The organism is Verrucomicrobiota bacterium JB022 (assembly GCA_030673845.1).
In the GTDB taxonomy this organism is placed as follows: Bacteria; Verrucomicrobiota; Verrucomicrobiia; order Opitutales; family Oceanipulchritudinaceae; genus WOUP01.
The window spans coordinates 1-14473 of record JAUTCQ010000015.1; the positions used below are offsets into that span (position 1 = coordinate 1).

A 14473-nucleotide genomic window follows, 5' to 3' on the forward strand; every position below is an offset into this window, starting at 1 on the left:
ATGCGCCGGATGAGGGGTAAGCCCCCTCCCCGCGACGCAGCCCCTCAGTAAATCCCCGTCTCCCGCGCCACGCGGCGATAGGCCGCGCCGCCGGTGAAGCCGCCGTCAATGACGAAATCCTCGCCGGTGATGAAGGCGGAGGCGTCGGAGGCCAAAAACAGCACGAGCTGGGCCACTTCCTCGGCCTCGCCGCTGCGGCCCATCGGCGTCATCTCGATCATCGGCTTCAGATGCGGGGAGTTGCGGTTGAGATCGGTGACGATCAGGCCGGGGCAGATCGCATTCACGCGCACGCCCTTTTCGGCATATTCCATCGCCGCCGTGCGGGTCAGGCCGCGCAGCGCCCATTTGCTGGCGGTATAGGCCGGGTCGTAATGGCCGGAAAAACCGCTATTGGACGAGATGTTGATGACCGAGCCGCCGCCGGTTTCCGCCATCAGCGGCAGCGCCGCCTTGAGCCCGGCGAACGCGCCGGTGGCGTTGACATCCATCACCTTGCGCCATTCGGCGACGCTCATGTCGGCAATCGTCTTGCGGTTGATGATGCCGGCATTGTTGACGAGGATGTCGATCTTGCCGTGCTCCTTGAGGAGGGCTTCGGCTGCCTGGGCGACGGCCGCACCATCGGAGACGTCGACGGCGAGGGCGACGGCATTGCCCCCTTGGGCACGGATCTCTTCAGCCGCCTTGCCGCAGGAAGATTCGCTCTTGCTCAAGCAGATCACCTTCACGCCTTCGCGCGCCAGGTCTTCTGCGATCGCCTTGCCAATTCCCCGGCCGGCACCGGTGACGAGCGCCACCCGGTCGGTAAACGTCAAATTCATGTCCGCCACTGCGTCAAAGGCCGCGCCACTTGGCAAGCCTTATTCCGCGCTCGTCTATTCCTCGTACATCAACAAATGGATGTCGCTGGGGGAAAACTCGACGCCTTCACCGTAGTGTTGGGTGGCGGCCTGCATCAGCTTGTCGTGCAGGTCTTCCAGGTCGCGGCCGGAGGTCTGGATCAGGGCGTTGAGGCAATCTGCCTCATACGTGCCGGAATCGCGTTGGCACACCACTTCGAAGATCAGGGGTGAAAGCGCAGCTACTGCCATGGGCTGGAAAATGAAGAATGAACTTCCTGCAAATTGCGGGAATAAAGTTTAAGACTGCCAAATTGTTAAAATTGTTCAATCCGGGATTGCGAAACGAGCCATGAAATCTAATCGTTGCCGTTGAAACAGTCGTTTAATGCTTTTGCACCGCCTTCCCATGCTTCCGCTGCTGGCCCTGCCGTTCTGGCCGGGGGCCGCCCTGCGTGCACAGGCGCTGCCCGAGCCGCACCCGCCGAGCCTCTTCAGCCTCTACTTCGAGAACGACTTGTTTGCGCGCACGGACAAGAATTACACCAATGGCGTCAAGGCCACCTGGGTGTCGCCGCAGATGCCCGAGCAGGGGCCGCAGCCGGCAGACTGGGCCGACTGGGTGATGCAACACCTGCCCTGGATCCATCAGGAGGCGGTGCGCGACCGTCATGTGGCCTTCTCCCTCGGCCAAAACCTGTACACGCCGCAAGACATCAATAGTCGGGAGCCGCAAATCGACGACCGGCCCTATGCCGCCTGGCTCTACGGCTCGGTGGGGCTGCACCACCGCAGCGACAATTGGCTCGATACCCTGGAGCTGACCGTGGGGGTCGTGGGGCCGCTTGCCCTGGGTGAGGAGACGCAGAACACGATCCACCGCATCAAGGGAGCCGCGCGCGCCAACGGCTGGGACAACCAGATCCACAACGAGCCAGGCGTCAACCTAGTGTGGGAGCGCAAGTGGCGCCATCTCCTGTTGGGTGACATGGAGTTGATGGGCTTCGAGATGTTCTACCACACCGGCTTCAGCGTCGGGAACGTCTTTACCTACGGCAATGCGGGTGGCGGTGCCCGTGTGGGCTGGAACCTGACCGAAGACTACGGCGTGGCCATCATCCGCCCGGCGGGAGACGCCACCGTGCCGATTACAGACCCGATTGGCGGCAAGTTCAGCCTCTTCCTCTTCGGCTCACTCGACTCCCGGGGCGTCATCCGCGACATCACGCTCGACGGCAACACCTTCCGCGAAAGCTACCGCGCCGAGAAGGAACCGCTGGTGACGGACTTCGTCGGCGGCGTCTCCCTCGTCTACAACGGCTGGAAGCTCTCCTACGCCCAGATCATCCGTACCACCCAGTTCGAGGAAGGGGGCCAACACGCCTTCGGCTCCATGAATCTGTCCTTCGAGTATTGAGGAGGATTTTTGAGCCGCCTTACCTCGCACGACTTCCCCATTTTGCAGAAATCTCTGCCCGTTCAGACGGCGCACTTCCCCTACGGCTTGACAAACACTCTCGGGTTTTCAGCCTGCCGAGCTATGGCGATTCCCCTTTTGCTGGTCGACGACAACAACCATTACGCTGAGCTGCTGACGGAGTATTTTGCGCCGCGCGGCTTTGCGCTGGAGCGTGCGGTCAGCGGTGAAGAGGGGCTGGCCCGGTATCAGGCGCACGCGCCCGACTACTTTGCCGCCATCATTACCGACATTACGATGGAGACCCGCCTGGCCGGCTACTGGATGGTCCGCCGCCTGCGCCGTGCGGGCTACAAGGGCACGATGATGGTCGCCAGCACGGCGTTTAACGAGATTCCGATCATCGACCTGCACCGCGCACTCTACCAGGGGCTCGACATCCAGTTCCTCATCCCCAAGCGGGAGCTGAAGCAGGGCAGCCCGCGCTTCTACCCCTTGGGCTTTTTCCGCAAGCCCTTGACCGAGTGGCGCCCGGAAGGGGCGTAACGGACCGCGCTGGGCCTACTCCTTGGGCCCGGCAAGCACTTCGGCGATAGGGCGCGCGGTGAGCTGCTTGACCCACTGTTCGCGCTTTTCCGTGACTTGCATCTTTTCGATGCCTTCGGCGATGGCCTCGGTGTAGCGCACGCGGCGCGCATACTGGAGCACGATGATGCCTTCATTGCCGTTGGGCTCCACCAGCAGGAAGTTCCAGACGAGGTAGCGCTGGTCTTCCGGCACTTCGGTGAGCGGGAAGGCCAGGTAGTCGAGCCAGTAGCGGTCGGCCTTTTCGTCGTAGCCGTGGCCGAAAGGCATGTCGGGGTATTGCTCCTGATAGCGTGCCGCGAGGGCCGAGGCGTAGTCGGAGCCTTGTTGGACGTTGTAGACCGTGCGCACGCCCACGTAGCTTTGCCAGTCGCGCAGGTTTTGGCCGGCGGGCGTATATTCATTCAGGTCGGCCGTGCTTGAGGTAGACGAGGCGCGGAAGTCGAACGTCTCCCCCAGCAGCTCGATCTTCTGGCCGAAAGCCGTGCCGGCCAGGCAAAGGACCGCCAGCAGGGCCAGAAACACCCGCACGCAGCGGAACGAAGGCAGGGAAACATCAGGGGAGCGCATGGTCGGCAGCCTAGCTGCGCCCGTCGCGAAGACAAGCGCGGAAGGTGCGGGCCTGCCCAACAAAAAACCGACCGGGTGCGCCGGTCGGTTTTTGAGCGTCCTTTGGGCAAGGACTTGGGGAAATCTGTAAAAAAGCGACCCGCCTTAGCTGTTGACGCGACCGAGGTAGCTCTTGTTTTCGGTCGAGACCTTGATCTTGTCGCCTTGCTTGATGAAGAGCGGGGTCATCACGGTCACGCCGGTGGTGGTGACGCAGGGCTTGAGCACGTTGCCCGAGGTGTCGCCGCGGACGGCTTCGGGGGCTTCGGCCACTTCCATTTCGACGCTGGCCGGCAGTTGGATCTGCGCGGGCTTGCCGTCGACGAAGAGGATGTCGATCACGCCGCCTTCGACGAGGAAGTCCTTGGCTTCTTCGACATCGCTCTCCTGCATGGTGATGTCTTCAAAGGTCTCGGGGTCGAGGAAGTGGTAGCCCATCGGGTCGATGTAGCTGAATTCCATCTTCTTCGTGTCGGTCGAGAGGATATCGACGCTGTCGTTGGAGAACAGCTTCGTCACCGTGCTGGAGCCGGTGTTGAGGTTGCGCATGTTCAACTGCACGAAGGCCATGCGGCGGCCCGGCGTGCGGTGATCGACCGCGAGGACGAGGTGCGGCACGTTGTTGAAAAGAATGCAATTGCCCTTGCGGACGTCGTTCGGGTTGGCCATGGGAAGCGGTAGTTGGGAAAAAAAATGTGCGTGTGCCCCGCGCGTTGTCTCGCGGGATGAAAGCGATATAGGCAAACACGCGGCGCGACGGCGTCAACGGCAAAAAGGGCCCGAAATCGCGCCAAACAGGGCGATTCGGAGGGTTTTTACGTCTTCGCCGAAGGGTGGATGCCCATTCAGTCTTTACAAAGTGCCGCGACTGCCGTCACATACATATTTGGCCCCGGTGGGGCGATTCTGGTATTGCAGCATGAAGCAGCGCACGATTCTTCGCGAAGTCGCCACCCACGGCAAGGCCCTCCATACAGGGCAGGAAGTGCACCTGACGTTGAAGCCCGCCCCGGTGGGCCACGGCATCACCTTCCGGCGAGTGGACCTGTACGGCAAACCCGAGGTGAAGCCCCGGATCGAGTTTGTGGCCGACCAACTGGTCCGCAGCACCGATATCTCGGCCGGGCACGCCAAGCTCCATACGATCGAGCACATCATGAGTGCGCTGATCGGGTGTGGGGTCGATAATTGCGTTATCGAGCTCGACGCCTCGGAGCCCCCGATCCTCGACGGCTCGGCCCGCCACTTTGTGGAGCTGATCGACAAGGCCGAGATCGTGGAGCAGGACGCGCCGCGCGAGTATTACGAGGTGAAGGAGCCGATCTCGATCTCCGACGGCAACCGCTCGATCATCGCGCTGCCGCACGACGGCTTCCGCGTCACCTGCACGAGCACGGACGATCGCGGCATCCACACCCAGCACCTCACGCTCGACATCGACCCGGAGGTCTACCGTAGCGACGTGGCGGCAGCCCGCACCTTTACGATCTACGAAGACATCGAGCCGCTGCTCAAAATGGGCAAGATCCAGGGCGGCAGTCTCGACTCGGCCATCGTGATCAAGGGCAACCAGATCCTTTCCAAGGAAGGCCTGCGCTTCGAAGACGAGTTCGTGCGCCACAAGATCCTCGACATCGTGGGCGACCTCGCGCTGTTGGGCAAGCGGTTGAAGGCCCACATCATCGCGGTACGCACGGGCCACAAGCTCAACGCCGACCTCACGAAAAAGCTTTACCAGCAGATGAAGGCCACCGAAGAGCCGCCGGCTGCCGGGCCCAAGCTCGAAAAGCCGACGACGGCCCCCATGCCGCCCTCGCGCCCCAAGACGATCCTCCCGCACGAGACGGAGCTGCGCATCCGCCGCATCCTCGACATGCTCCCGCACGCCTACCCGTTTGTGATGATCGACCGCGTGGTCGAGTTCATCAGCGAGTATGAGCTGAAGGCGATCAAGAACGTCACGATCAACGAGCCCTACTTTGTCGGCCACTACCCCGGCAACCCCGTGATGCCCGCTGTGCTCCAGATCGAAGCCATGGCCCAGGCGGCAGGCCTCGTGATGCTCCGCCACATGGCGGCCGACGGCAAGGTGGCCCTCTTCATGAGCGCGGACAAGGTGAAGTTCCGCCGCGCCGTGATCCCGGGCGACCAGCTCGAGATCATCGCCAAGATCGTGAAGGTGCGCGGCGAGCGCATGGCCCATGCGGCCTGCGAATGCCGCGTCGACGGCAAGGTCGTCTCCGCCGCCGAACTAAGCTTCATGGTCGTCGACGTCCCGGAGGAAGGGCTGTAAGCCGAAGCAGGAAACAAACAGGAGTTAAAAAGAGTTAAAAGGAGTGCGATTTGGGAGAGTGAGTTGCCCGTTTTGAAGAACCTGTAGATTTAAAACTCTTTTTGACTCCTTTTAACTCCTGTTCCCCATCCATCTGATCCTTTTGTTATGCCTCAGGTCCACCCAACTGCGATTGTCGAGCCTACGGCCGAGCTGGAAGAAGGCGTCGTGGTCGGCGCGATGGCTTACATCGGCGCGCGCGTCCGCATCGCGGCCGGCACGGTGATCCATCACCACGCGACCGTCGAGGGCAATACCACGATGGGGCCCGGCAACGTCGTCTTCCCCTACGCCTTCATCGGCGGACAAACGCAGGACCTGAAGTTCAAGGGCGGCTTCCCGGCGCTCAAGATCGGCGCGCGCAACGTCTTTCGCGAATACTGCACCGTCCACACCGCCACGGCCGAGGGCGATGCCACGATCATTGGCGACGACTGCTACTTTCTCGCCTACAGCCATGTGGCGCACGAGTGCATCATCGGCAACCACGTGTTGCTCGGCCACAACAGCACCTTTGGCGGCCACATCGAGGCGGAGGACCACGCGGTGGTCGGCGGCCATACGGCCTTGCACCCCTTTGTGCGCCTGGGCCGGCACTGCTACGTCGGCGGCATGACCAAGGTAACGCAAGACATCCCGCCCTACATGATTGCCGAAGGCAACCCGGCGGAGATCAAGCTGATCAACAAGGTGGGCATGCAGCGCACCGGCCACAGCGTCGAACAGGTCAACCTCGCCATGCGCCTCTTCAAGCTGCTTTACCGCGAAGGCCAAAACCGTACGCAGGCCCTCGAAAAGCTCGAGTCCGGCGAACTGGGCGACGACCCCATCGTCGTCAATCTGGCCTCCTTCATCCGCGCCAGCAAACGCGGCTTGTCGTAAGAGCGGAGAGTCCTACCGCATACCCTTCAGTGGCCTGCCTTCCTTGGCTTCGATGTGGTCGAAGTTGGTCTGGATGCCGAGGCCCGCGAGCCCTTCTTCGCGCAGCTTGGCCTGCAGGCCGGCGGTGCGTTCGTCGTTCCAGCCGCGCTTGGTGGCGAAGGCGTTCCAGGTCTCGATCTGCATCGCGTTGGGCTGGCGACCCTTTTCGTAACACCAGGCTAGTGCCTGCTCGTCGGTGGGGTCGGCTGCGGCCACGTAGCGGATCAAGGCCTCGTAGTCGATTTCCAGAAAGTCGGCCAGCCAGAGGTCGTAACAGCGCCGGATGTAGTGCTCCGGCAGCTCGCCCGTCTGGACGAGCCGGATCTTACTGAGCATGCGGGGGAAGTAACACAGCCCCCCGCAGGTGAGATACGGGCTGACGGCGTAGGTCATGCCGTGGGGCGGGGGTGGCCTTCTTCGGCCACAAACAGGTCGAAGTTGGTCTCGATGCCGCGATCAGCGAGATTGAGCGCGCGCAGTTCCTTTTGCAGAGATTCGCTACGGTCGTCCTTGCGTCCGCGCCCGGCAGCGAAGCCGTTCCAGATCTTGATCTGCGAGGCGTTCAGCGGGCCGCCGCGCTGGGTGTAGCACCATTCCAGGGCTTCTTCATCGCTCAATTCGTTTTCGAGGACGGTCTGGGCGAGATCAGGGTAGCGCACGCCGAGCAGGTCGCAGAGCCAGAGGTTGTAACCTTTTTCGAGCATGGGCACGTAGTCGGCGGGCAGCTCGCCGCGTGCGTGCAGGCGGATCTTGGAGATCATGCGCGGGAAGTAATAGAGACCGCCCACTTGTTGGTAGGGAGAAACGGGATAGGCCATGATGCGGGTGCGTCGTAGGTTAAGCGCGGGGCTTGGGGTGGCCTTCTTCGGTCGCAAAAAGCTCGAAGAAGGTCTCGATGCCGCGACCGCCGAGGCTGGCGCTGGCGGCAGAGCGGGCGAGGGCGGCTGCCGCTTCGCCCTGTTGGCCAAAGAGGCGCGCGTAGACGTTCCAGGCCTTGATCTGGGTGGCGTTGAGGGCACGCCCGCGGCGGGCGTAGCACCACTCAAGTGCCGCTTCGGCGTCCAGTTTGCCTTCGATCACGGCGCGGGCCAGGTCCGCGTAGTCGACCTCCAGGTATTCGCACATCCAGGCGTTGAAGCCTTTGTGGAGAAAAGCCTCGTAATCTGCGGGCAGGCTTCCGCGTGCGTGGAGGTGGATCTTGTCGATCATGCGGGCGAAGAAGACGAGTCCGCCCGTCTTCTGGTAGGGAGATACCGGGTATGCCATGGCCGAGGGTGAGTGATGTTAGCGTGCGTGGCCTTCTTCGGCCACCATCAGTTCGAAAACGGTCTCGATGCCGCGCCCTTCGAGCCCGGCGGCGGCGATTTCCTGCTGCAGGCTGGCGGTGCGGTCGTCGCGCCAGCCGCGCTTGGAGAGGAAGTCGTTCCACACCTTGATGCGAGGGCCGCTGAGCGGCTGGCTGCGTTGTTCGTAGCACCAGGCGAGGGCCTGCTCGGCATCCAGGCTGCCTTCGACCACCGCGCGTTCGAGGTCGGCGTAGCGCACGTCGAGATAGTCGCAGAGCACGGCGTCGGCGCGGTCGCCACGATTGGCGTGGTATTCCGGCGGCAGCTCTCCGGCGGCAAAGAGCCGGATCTTGCTGATCATGCGGGCAAAGTAAACGAGTCCGCCCGTTTGCTGGTAGGGGGAGGCAGGGAAGGCCATGGGAGGGTGCGTGGCGGGTTTAGGCTTCAACGCCAAAGATGGCGTTGGCGTAGTTTTCGGCGCTGAAGCGCTGAAGGTCGTCCGGCTGTTCGCCGAGGCCGACGTAGAAGATGGGCAGCCCCATTTCCCGGTAGATGCCGACGAGGGCCCCGCCGCGGCTGGTGCCGTCGAGCTTGGTGATGATCAGCCCGGTGAGCCCGAACTCCTGGTGGAAGACGCGGGCCTGCTCGATCGAGTTGCTGCCGATGGAGCCGTCGAGCACCAGCCAACTGTGATGCGGCGCCAGCTCGTCGTGCTTTTGCAGCACGCGGCGGATCTTCTGCAGCTCGTTCATCAGGTTGACTTTGTTGTGCAGGCGCCCGGCCGTATCGAGCAGCAGCACCTTGCTGCCCCGGGCCTTGGCGGCCGCGTAGGCATCGTAGGCCACAGCGGCGGCGTCGGCCCCGTGGTGGCTGGAGATCAGGGGCACATCCAGGCGGGTGCACCATTCCTTGATCTGCTCGTTGGCGGCCGCGCGGAAGGTGTCGCACGCGCCCACCATCGGGTTGTAGCCCTGCTCCTTGAAGCGCTTGGCCAGCTTGGCCGTGGTGGTGGTCTTGCCGCTGCCGTTGACGCCGATCATCGCGATCACCGTCACCTCGTCGCCCGAGAGGTCGAAATCGCCCTCCGCGCCGTCGAGCACACGCTTGAGCACATTGGCGCCGATCTTGGCCGCCGTCTGCCCGCGCAGCTCCTTGTCCTTGCGGTGGGCGCTCTGGATCTCCGTCAGGATCTCCTCGGTCGTTTCGACTCCGAAGTCGGCCGTGTAGAGCGCCTCTTCCAGCTCGTCCAGCGACGACGCGTCGATTTTCTTGCCGCCAAACAGGCCACCGGCCGAGCTGAACAGCTTGTAAAACGTCGGCGTGGTCTTTTTCAGCCCCTCCTTGAACTTGCCGAAGAAACCCTTCATTGCCACGGAGTGTGGATCGCCTTGTGCGCGAGTGCAAGCAGCGGGTGGAGGATTGGGCGTGTCGGTGTGTTTCTCGCGGGCCGGGCTCGACATCTGGCGTTTACGAGTCGAAAATGCGCGTTTGGAATTTCGATGAGACGCACGATGCTGGGATTCATGCTGAGCTGGACGGGTGGAGCGCTATTGGTCTCCACCGGTTGGACGCTCGTGGCGGGCACCGTCACTTTGGCTGTCGGCGCTGGCATCGCGTTGGCGGCGTGCTTCTGCTCCTGGGCCGGCTTCAAGCTGCTCAACCGCGAAAGCTCCGAGCGCCACATCCGCCTGCGCCCCCGCCGCGACGAATGGATCGGCCCGCGCCCATACTGACGCCAGCCAGGTGGAGTTTTGACGTATGCTCCGCTAACATCAAAGTGCGTTGACGTTGGCGAAAGGGCGTTTCACTAACATCAACGCGGGCGGGGTGACGTGCTTTCCGGCTCGCAAAAACGCGGAAGATCGTGCAGGTTATGGGCATGAAATTCGTCCTCCCGCTCGACCAGATGACCCGCGAAGAGAAGCTCGAAGCCTTGGAGCTGCTCTGGACGGATTTGACGGGCGAGGCAGCAGAGCACGAGGCGCCGGCATGGCATGAGGATGTTGTGAAGGAGCGCCTCCGCCGCTTCCGTGCCGGGGAGACGACTGGTTATACGCTGGAGGAAATCGAGGAGCATTTCAGCCAGCGCGGATGAAGGTCATCGTCTTGCCTCCAGCTCGTCGCGATCTCGACGAGGCCTATTCCTTTTATGAGGAGCAGAGCCGTGGGTTGGGCGGCTATTTCGTCAGCTCTGTTCTGGCTGACTTTCGTGTTTTGAGTGGAACGGCTGGGACGCATCGCCGAATCTATGGCGCTCATCGCCTCCTCACAAGGCGCTTTCCCTACGCGATCTTCTATGCCGTCGAGGACGGAGTGGTTTCTGTGCTGGCAGTTCTGGACTGCCGGATGGATCCGCGCCGCATGGCCGAGCGTCTCCGCTCTTCCTAAAGGCCAGCCTTCCGCGCGAAACCCCTTGCGCCGGGGCGCTCGTTGGGCGAGGCTGAAGGCATGAAGACGACGTTGGAAGTTGGTTTGGGCGCACGGGCCTATCCCATCCATATTGGGCGCGACTTGTCGCAGGACATTTTGCGCGCGGTGCGAGCGCTGCGGCAGGATCGCCGCCCGGTGGCCGTGCTGGTGGATGCCAACGTCAAAGAGCATTTCGGCTGCGCGCTGGAGGACATGTTCGAGGGCGCGCCCATGCTCGAGTTGCCGTCGGGCGAGTCCACCAAGTGTTTCCCGTGGCTCGAAAAGGCCTGCAACTTCCTCGCGAAGCAGAAGATCGACCGTAGCGGCGTGCTGTTCGCGGTCGGTGGTGGCGTGACGGGCGACCTGGCGGGCTTCGCGGCGGCCAGCTACCTGCGCGGGATCGAATTTTACCAAGTGCCGACGACCCTGCTGGCGATGGTCGACAGCTCGGTGGGCGGCAAGACGGGCATCAATCTCGCCGCGGGCAAGAACCTCGTCGGCGCTTTCTGGCAGCCGCGCGCGGTCTTCTGCGACCTGGCCTTCCTCGATACGCTGCCGCCGCGCGAATTCAGCGCCGGGATGGCGGAGGTGATCAAATACGGCCTGCTCGACGACGTGGAGCTGTTTGAATACCTGGAGCGCCTCGACCGCCTGCACCCGCGCCACGCCGCGCTAACCGGAATCGTGCGCCGCTGTTGCGAGATCAAGGCCCGCATCGTCGAAGAAGACGAGCAGGAGAAGGCCAAGACGGGCGGGCGCGCGCTGCTCAACCTCGGTCACACTTTTGGCCACGCGATCGAAGCGGTGGCGGGCTATGGCGACTACCTGCACGGGGAGGCCATCGCGGTCGGCATGATGCTCGCCGCCGAGCTGTCCGCCGAGCGCGACTTCATCGAGCCGCGCGACGTGCGCCGCATCGCCCTGCTGTTCCAGAGCTACGATTTGCCGATCCGCCTGCGTGAGGCGTTGTCGCTGGAAGCCCTCGTCGAGGCAATGGGCCGCGACAAGAAGGTGTCGGCCGGCAAGCTCAAGCTCGTGCTGATGGAAAAGATGGGCCAGGCCTTTACCACTTCGGATTTCGAATGGCCCAAGGTCGAGCAGCTCTGGCGCGGCGTCGGCGCGGTCGACGGCAGCGAAGCCTCCCGCCCGTCGGGGAGTGAGGGTTAGACGGGGCAAGGGGTGCGGTTTTGCTCAGGCTTCGGGGTTGCGCTCCGAAGCGAAGGCCGCATAACAAAAAATGTCCCTCGAATGATCGAGGGACATTGGGTTCTATAAAGTCTAACCTTCAACTGGAGGTGCCGTATGAACGAATCGTTTATACTGGTATTGGCGCTCCTGATGATCTTGCTCATCATTAGGGAAACAAACCGGGGAACCTTCAATAAAGTTACGATACCTCGGGTAGACGTAGATTCAAGACTATTTGCCTTATGGCAGCTTTGATTGATGTGCAGGGGCTGACGGTGCGCCGCAGCCCGACGACGATTCTCGACCAGATCGACTGGCGGGTGGAACGTGGGCAGCACTGGGTGTTGCTCGGGCCCAACGGCAGCGGCAAGACGAGCCTGCTGCAGGCCTTGACCGGCTACCTGACCCCGACTGCCGGGAAGGTGGAGGTGTTCGGGCAAGTTTATGGGCGCAGCTACTGGCCCAGCCTGCGCGAGCGGGTGGGGGTGGTGAGCGTGGCGCTGGCCCAGCAGATCCAGGGCGAAGAGACGGCGGTGGAGGTGGTCGCGAGCGGCCGCTTTGCCATGCTCAACTTCTGGGGCGAGCTGACCCCCGCGCTGGTGGCCGAGGCCGAGGCGTTGCTGGAAGACTTGCACGTGGGCTACCTCGCCCGGCGCGAGTGGCGTCTGCTGAGCCAGGGTGAGCGGCAGCGGGTGATGACTGCCCGTGGCCTGATGAGCCAGGCCGAGCTGCTTTTCCTCGACGAGCCTTGCTCGGGCCTCGATCCGGTGGCGCGCGAACGCTTTCTGCGCTGGCTGGAAGGCGTGCTGGCCCGTCCGGAAAGCCCGGGCGTCGTCCTCGTGACGCACCATCTGGAGGAGGTGGTGCCCGGCATCGAGCACGCGCTGTTGCTCGGCAAAGGCGTCAAGATCGCCTGCGGCCCCTTAGCGGAAGTCCTGCAACCGCACCTGCTGAGCGAGGCCTACGGCGCCGAAATCGGCATCCTGCGCGAAAACGGTCGCTACCGTCTGCAGGTGAAGGGTTGCTAAAGGTGCAGGCCTACTGAACTTAGGTTCAGCAATTTACATTGCATCCTCACCTCTAGAGGGTTACAAAAAAATGTCCCCCGGAATGGGGGACAAGTTCCAAATGTAGTAACCCTTAACCGGAGGTGCAGTATGAACGATCCGTTTGTACTGGTATTGGTGCTTCTGATGATCTTGCTTATCATCAGAGAGACCAACCGAGATCGGCGGTAACTGATCCCGCCCGGACGGAACCCGGGCGGCCTCCAGTTAAGGGCTATCATACGTTTTGTGCCTTACAAATCAAGTCCCATGTGTAATACAGAAAGCACCTTTGGGCTGTTGGCGGGAGTATTTGCCATTGACAAGCGTCTCCGATTCCAGTTTTTTGCCCGTTTTTCACCATTTCAACTTTGACCGTAGCATGGCACTGAAAATCCGTCTTCAACGTGGGGGCGCTACCCACAATCCTCACTACCGCATCGTCGTTGCCGAATCCTCGAACCGCCGCGACGGCCGTTTCGTGGAGCGTATTGGCTCCTACGACCCCCGCAATGGCAAGCCCGAGCAACGCGAGCTGCTCAACCTCGAGCGTGCGGAATACTGGATGAGCGTGGGCGCCCAGCCCTCCGACACCGTCCGCAGCATCATCAAGCGCGCCCGCGCCGCCGCCAAGGCTGCTCCGGCTGCTGCTGAAGCCCAGGCCTAAGCGCCTGCGTCCGGTCTGTTTTGACCGACGGCACGATCCCTTACCCGGTTCAGCGTCAGGATAAGTTGCCATGCTCACGATTGATGTTTTGACGCTGTTCCCGAACATGCTCAACGGCTTTGTCTCCGAGAGCATGATCGGTCGTGCCCAAAAGAACGGGCTGATCCAGGTGACCGCGCACCAGTTGCGCAATTGGGCGACCGACAAGTGGAGCATTACCGACGACCGGCCTTTTGGGGGCGGTGCCGGGATGCTCCTCAAGCCCGAACCACTTTTTGCCGCAATCGAGGAGCTGAAGAAGCCCCAGACGGTCGCGGTTTATCTGACCCCCGACGGCGAGCCGCTTTCCACCCCGATGGTGCGCGAGCTGGCCCAGGAAAGCCACCTGCTGCTGGTCAGCGGCCACTACGAGGGCATCGACCAGCGCGTGCGCGATTGCCTGATCGACCGCGAAGTGAGCATTGGCGATTATGTGCTGACCAACGGCACTTTGCCGGCCGCAGTGATGATCGATGCAGTGTGTCGCTATGTGCCCGGTGTTTTGGGCGAAGAAAAATCCTTGACGCAGGATTCTTTCAGCGACAGGCTGCTCGGCTTTCCTCAATACACACGTCCTGTGGATTTTCGCGGGATGCGTGTGCCTGAGATTCTCCTTTCCGGAGACCATGCGAAAATCGAGGGCTGGCGTCAGGAGCGCCGGCTTGAGAAAACCAAACAGCGCCGACCCGACCTCCTGCCATAACTTTCCGCCATTTAGCCATGAATCCCATCATCGACGAAATCACCCAGGAACAGCTCAAGCCCGAACGCGACCAGTTCAAGGTCGGCGATGGCGTTCGCGTGCACCAGCGCATCCGCGAAGGTAACAAGGAGCGCGTTCAGGTCTTTGCCGGCGTGGTGATCGCCCGCAAGGGTCATGGCATTCACGAGACGTTCACGGTCCGCCGCGCCAGCATGGGCGAAGGCGTCGAGAAGGTGTTCCCGGTGCACAGCCCGGTGATCGAGAAGGTCGAAGTCGACCGCGAGTCGATCACGATGAAGGCCCGGATGTACTACCTGCGTGGTCGTATCGGTAAGGCTGCCAACGCGGTCAAGGAAAAGCGCGTCTACATGGCTACCCGTGGCGGTGCCAAGCACAAGTAGTCGCTTCCCGACCCAGCGTCTGAATTTT

Annotated in this window: 21 protein-coding genes; 12 read left to right on the top strand and 9 right to left on the bottom strand. The window is 62.3% G+C overall.

The window, feature by feature from the left end:
* Nucleotides 1–44 precede the first annotated feature (44 nt).
* Both Q7P63_10510 and Q7P63_10515 read right to left on the bottom strand, forming a co-directional pair.
* Nucleotides 45–824 (bottom strand): SDR family NAD(P)-dependent oxidoreductase, encoded by a 780-nt coding sequence (locus tag Q7P63_10510; protein MDP0500520.1) that lies wholly within the window; start codon nt 822–824, stop codon nt 45–47.
* Nucleotides 825–878: 54 nt separating this feature from the next.
* The gene (locus Q7P63_10515) at nt 879–1094 is read right to left on the bottom strand and encodes a hypothetical protein (protein MDP0500521.1); all 216 of its coding nucleotides are present in this window, start codon (nt 1092–1094) and stop codon (nt 879–881) included.
* Nucleotides 1095–1251: 157 nt separating this feature from the next.
* Here Q7P63_10515 and Q7P63_10520 point away from each other — a divergent pair, with 157 nt between their 5' ends.
* Both Q7P63_10520 and Q7P63_10525 read left to right on the top strand, forming a co-directional pair.
* Nucleotides 1252–2259: a lipid A deacylase LpxR family protein gene (locus tag Q7P63_10520; protein ID MDP0500522.1), complete on the top strand. Its 1008-nt coding sequence runs from the start codon at nt 1252–1254 to the stop codon at nt 2257–2259.
* A gap of 123 nt (nt 2260–2382) precedes the next feature.
* Nucleotides 2383–2805, top strand: coding sequence for a response regulator (locus Q7P63_10525; GenBank protein ID MDP0500523.1), 423 nt, complete (start codon nt 2383–2385; stop codon nt 2803–2805).
* Between the two features lie 15 nt (nt 2806–2820).
* Here Q7P63_10525 and Q7P63_10530 read toward each other — a convergent pair whose 3' ends face one another.
* On the bottom strand, nt 2821–3414 hold the full coding sequence (locus Q7P63_10530) for a hypothetical protein (GenBank protein MDP0500524.1): 594 nt from the start codon (nt 3412–3414) through the stop codon (nt 2821–2823).
* Nucleotides 3415–3558: 144 nt separating this feature from the next.
* Nucleotides 3559–4122: an elongation factor P gene (efp, locus tag Q7P63_10535; protein ID MDP0500525.1), complete on the bottom strand. Its 564-nt coding sequence runs from the start codon at nt 4120–4122 to the stop codon at nt 3559–3561.
* A 250-nt stretch (nt 4123–4372) separates the two neighbouring features.
* Between efp and Q7P63_10540 the strand changes: the two genes are divergently transcribed.
* On the top strand, nt 4373–5746 hold the full coding sequence (locus Q7P63_10540; GenBank protein MDP0500526.1) for a bifunctional UDP-3-O-[3-hydroxymyristoyl] N-acetylglucosamine deacetylase/3-hydroxyacyl-ACP dehydratase: 1374 nt from the start codon (nt 4373–4375) through the stop codon (nt 5744–5746).
* Nucleotides 5747–5893: 147 nt separating this feature from the next.
* Nucleotides 5894–6667 (top strand): acyl-ACP--UDP-N-acetylglucosamine O-acyltransferase, encoded by a 774-nt coding sequence (gene lpxA, locus Q7P63_10545; GenBank protein ID MDP0500527.1) that lies wholly within the window; start codon nt 5894–5896, stop codon nt 6665–6667.
* A gap of 12 nt (nt 6668–6679) precedes the next feature.
* On the opposite strand, the gene Q7P63_10550 is transcribed toward lpxA, so the two are convergent.
* Genes Q7P63_10550 through ftsY form a run of 5 tightly spaced genes read right to left on the bottom strand, consistent with a single transcriptional unit; the run spans nt 6680 to nt 9359 of the window.
* On the bottom strand, nt 6680–7099 hold the full coding sequence (locus Q7P63_10550; protein ID MDP0500528.1) for a DUF5069 domain-containing protein: 420 nt from the start codon (nt 7097–7099) through the stop codon (nt 6680–6682).
* A complete protein-coding gene (locus Q7P63_10555) occupies nt 7096–7524 on the bottom strand; it encodes a DUF5069 domain-containing protein (protein ID MDP0500529.1) in 429 nt (142 codons plus the stop codon). Before Q7P63_10555 ends, Q7P63_10550 begins: the two co-directional genes overlap by 4 nt.
* 19 nt (nt 7525–7543) lie before the next feature.
* Nucleotides 7544–7972: a DUF5069 domain-containing protein gene (locus Q7P63_10560; GenBank protein MDP0500530.1), complete on the bottom strand. Its 429-nt coding sequence runs from the start codon at nt 7970–7972 to the stop codon at nt 7544–7546.
* 18 nt (nt 7973–7990) lie between these two features.
* Nucleotides 7991–8410, bottom strand: a complete 420-nt coding sequence (locus Q7P63_10565) for a DUF5069 domain-containing protein (GenBank protein MDP0500531.1) — start codon at nt 8408–8410, stop codon at nt 7991–7993.
* Nucleotides 8411–8429: 19 nt separating this feature from the next.
* Entirely contained in the window at nt 8430–9359 is a 930-nt protein-coding gene (gene ftsY / locus Q7P63_10570) for a signal recognition particle-docking protein FtsY (GenBank protein ID MDP0500532.1), read from the bottom strand.
* Nucleotides 9360–9503: 144 nt separating this feature from the next.
* On the opposite strand from ftsY, the gene Q7P63_10575 reads away from it, so the two are divergent.
* From Q7P63_10575 to rplS, 8 genes are all read left to right on the top strand, one after another.
* Nucleotides 9504–9725, top strand: a complete 222-nt coding sequence (locus Q7P63_10575) for a hypothetical protein (protein ID MDP0500533.1) — start codon at nt 9504–9506, stop codon at nt 9723–9725.
* Between the two features lie 146 nt (nt 9726–9871).
* On the top strand, nt 9872–10087 hold the full coding sequence (locus Q7P63_10580; GenBank protein MDP0500534.1) for an addiction module protein: 216 nt from the start codon (nt 9872–9874) through the stop codon (nt 10085–10087).
* The gene (locus tag Q7P63_10585) at nt 10084–10380 is read left to right on the top strand and encodes a type II toxin-antitoxin system RelE/ParE family toxin (GenBank protein MDP0500535.1); all 297 of its coding nucleotides are present in this window, start codon (nt 10084–10086) and stop codon (nt 10378–10380) included. The genes Q7P63_10580 and Q7P63_10585 overlap by 4 nt, the downstream gene beginning before the upstream one ends.
* A gap of 60 nt (nt 10381–10440) precedes the next feature.
* Nucleotides 10441–11568, top strand: a complete 1128-nt coding sequence (aroB, locus tag Q7P63_10590; protein MDP0500536.1) for a 3-dehydroquinate synthase — start codon at nt 10441–10443, stop codon at nt 11566–11568.
* A gap of 263 nt (nt 11569–11831) precedes the next feature.
* A complete protein-coding gene (locus Q7P63_10595; protein ID MDP0500537.1) occupies nt 11832–12617 on the top strand; it encodes an ATP-binding cassette domain-containing protein in 786 nt (261 codons plus the stop codon).
* Between the two features lie 400 nt (nt 12618–13017).
* Nucleotides 13018–13302 carry a 30S ribosomal protein S16 gene (gene rpsP, locus Q7P63_10600; GenBank protein ID MDP0500538.1) on the top strand — a complete coding sequence of 95 codons (285 nt, stop codon included), beginning with the start codon at nt 13018–13020 and terminating at the stop codon, nt 13300–13302.
* Between the two features lie 70 nt (nt 13303–13372).
* Nucleotides 13373–14044: a tRNA (guanosine(37)-N1)-methyltransferase TrmD gene (trmD, locus tag Q7P63_10605; GenBank protein MDP0500539.1), complete on the top strand. Its 672-nt coding sequence runs from the start codon at nt 13373–13375 to the stop codon at nt 14042–14044.
* A gap of 17 nt (nt 14045–14061) precedes the next feature.
* Nucleotides 14062–14445 carry a 50S ribosomal protein L19 gene (gene rplS, locus Q7P63_10610; GenBank protein MDP0500540.1) on the top strand — a complete coding sequence of 128 codons (384 nt, stop codon included), beginning with the start codon at nt 14062–14064 and terminating at the stop codon, nt 14443–14445.
* Nucleotides 14446–14473 lie beyond the last annotated feature (28 nt).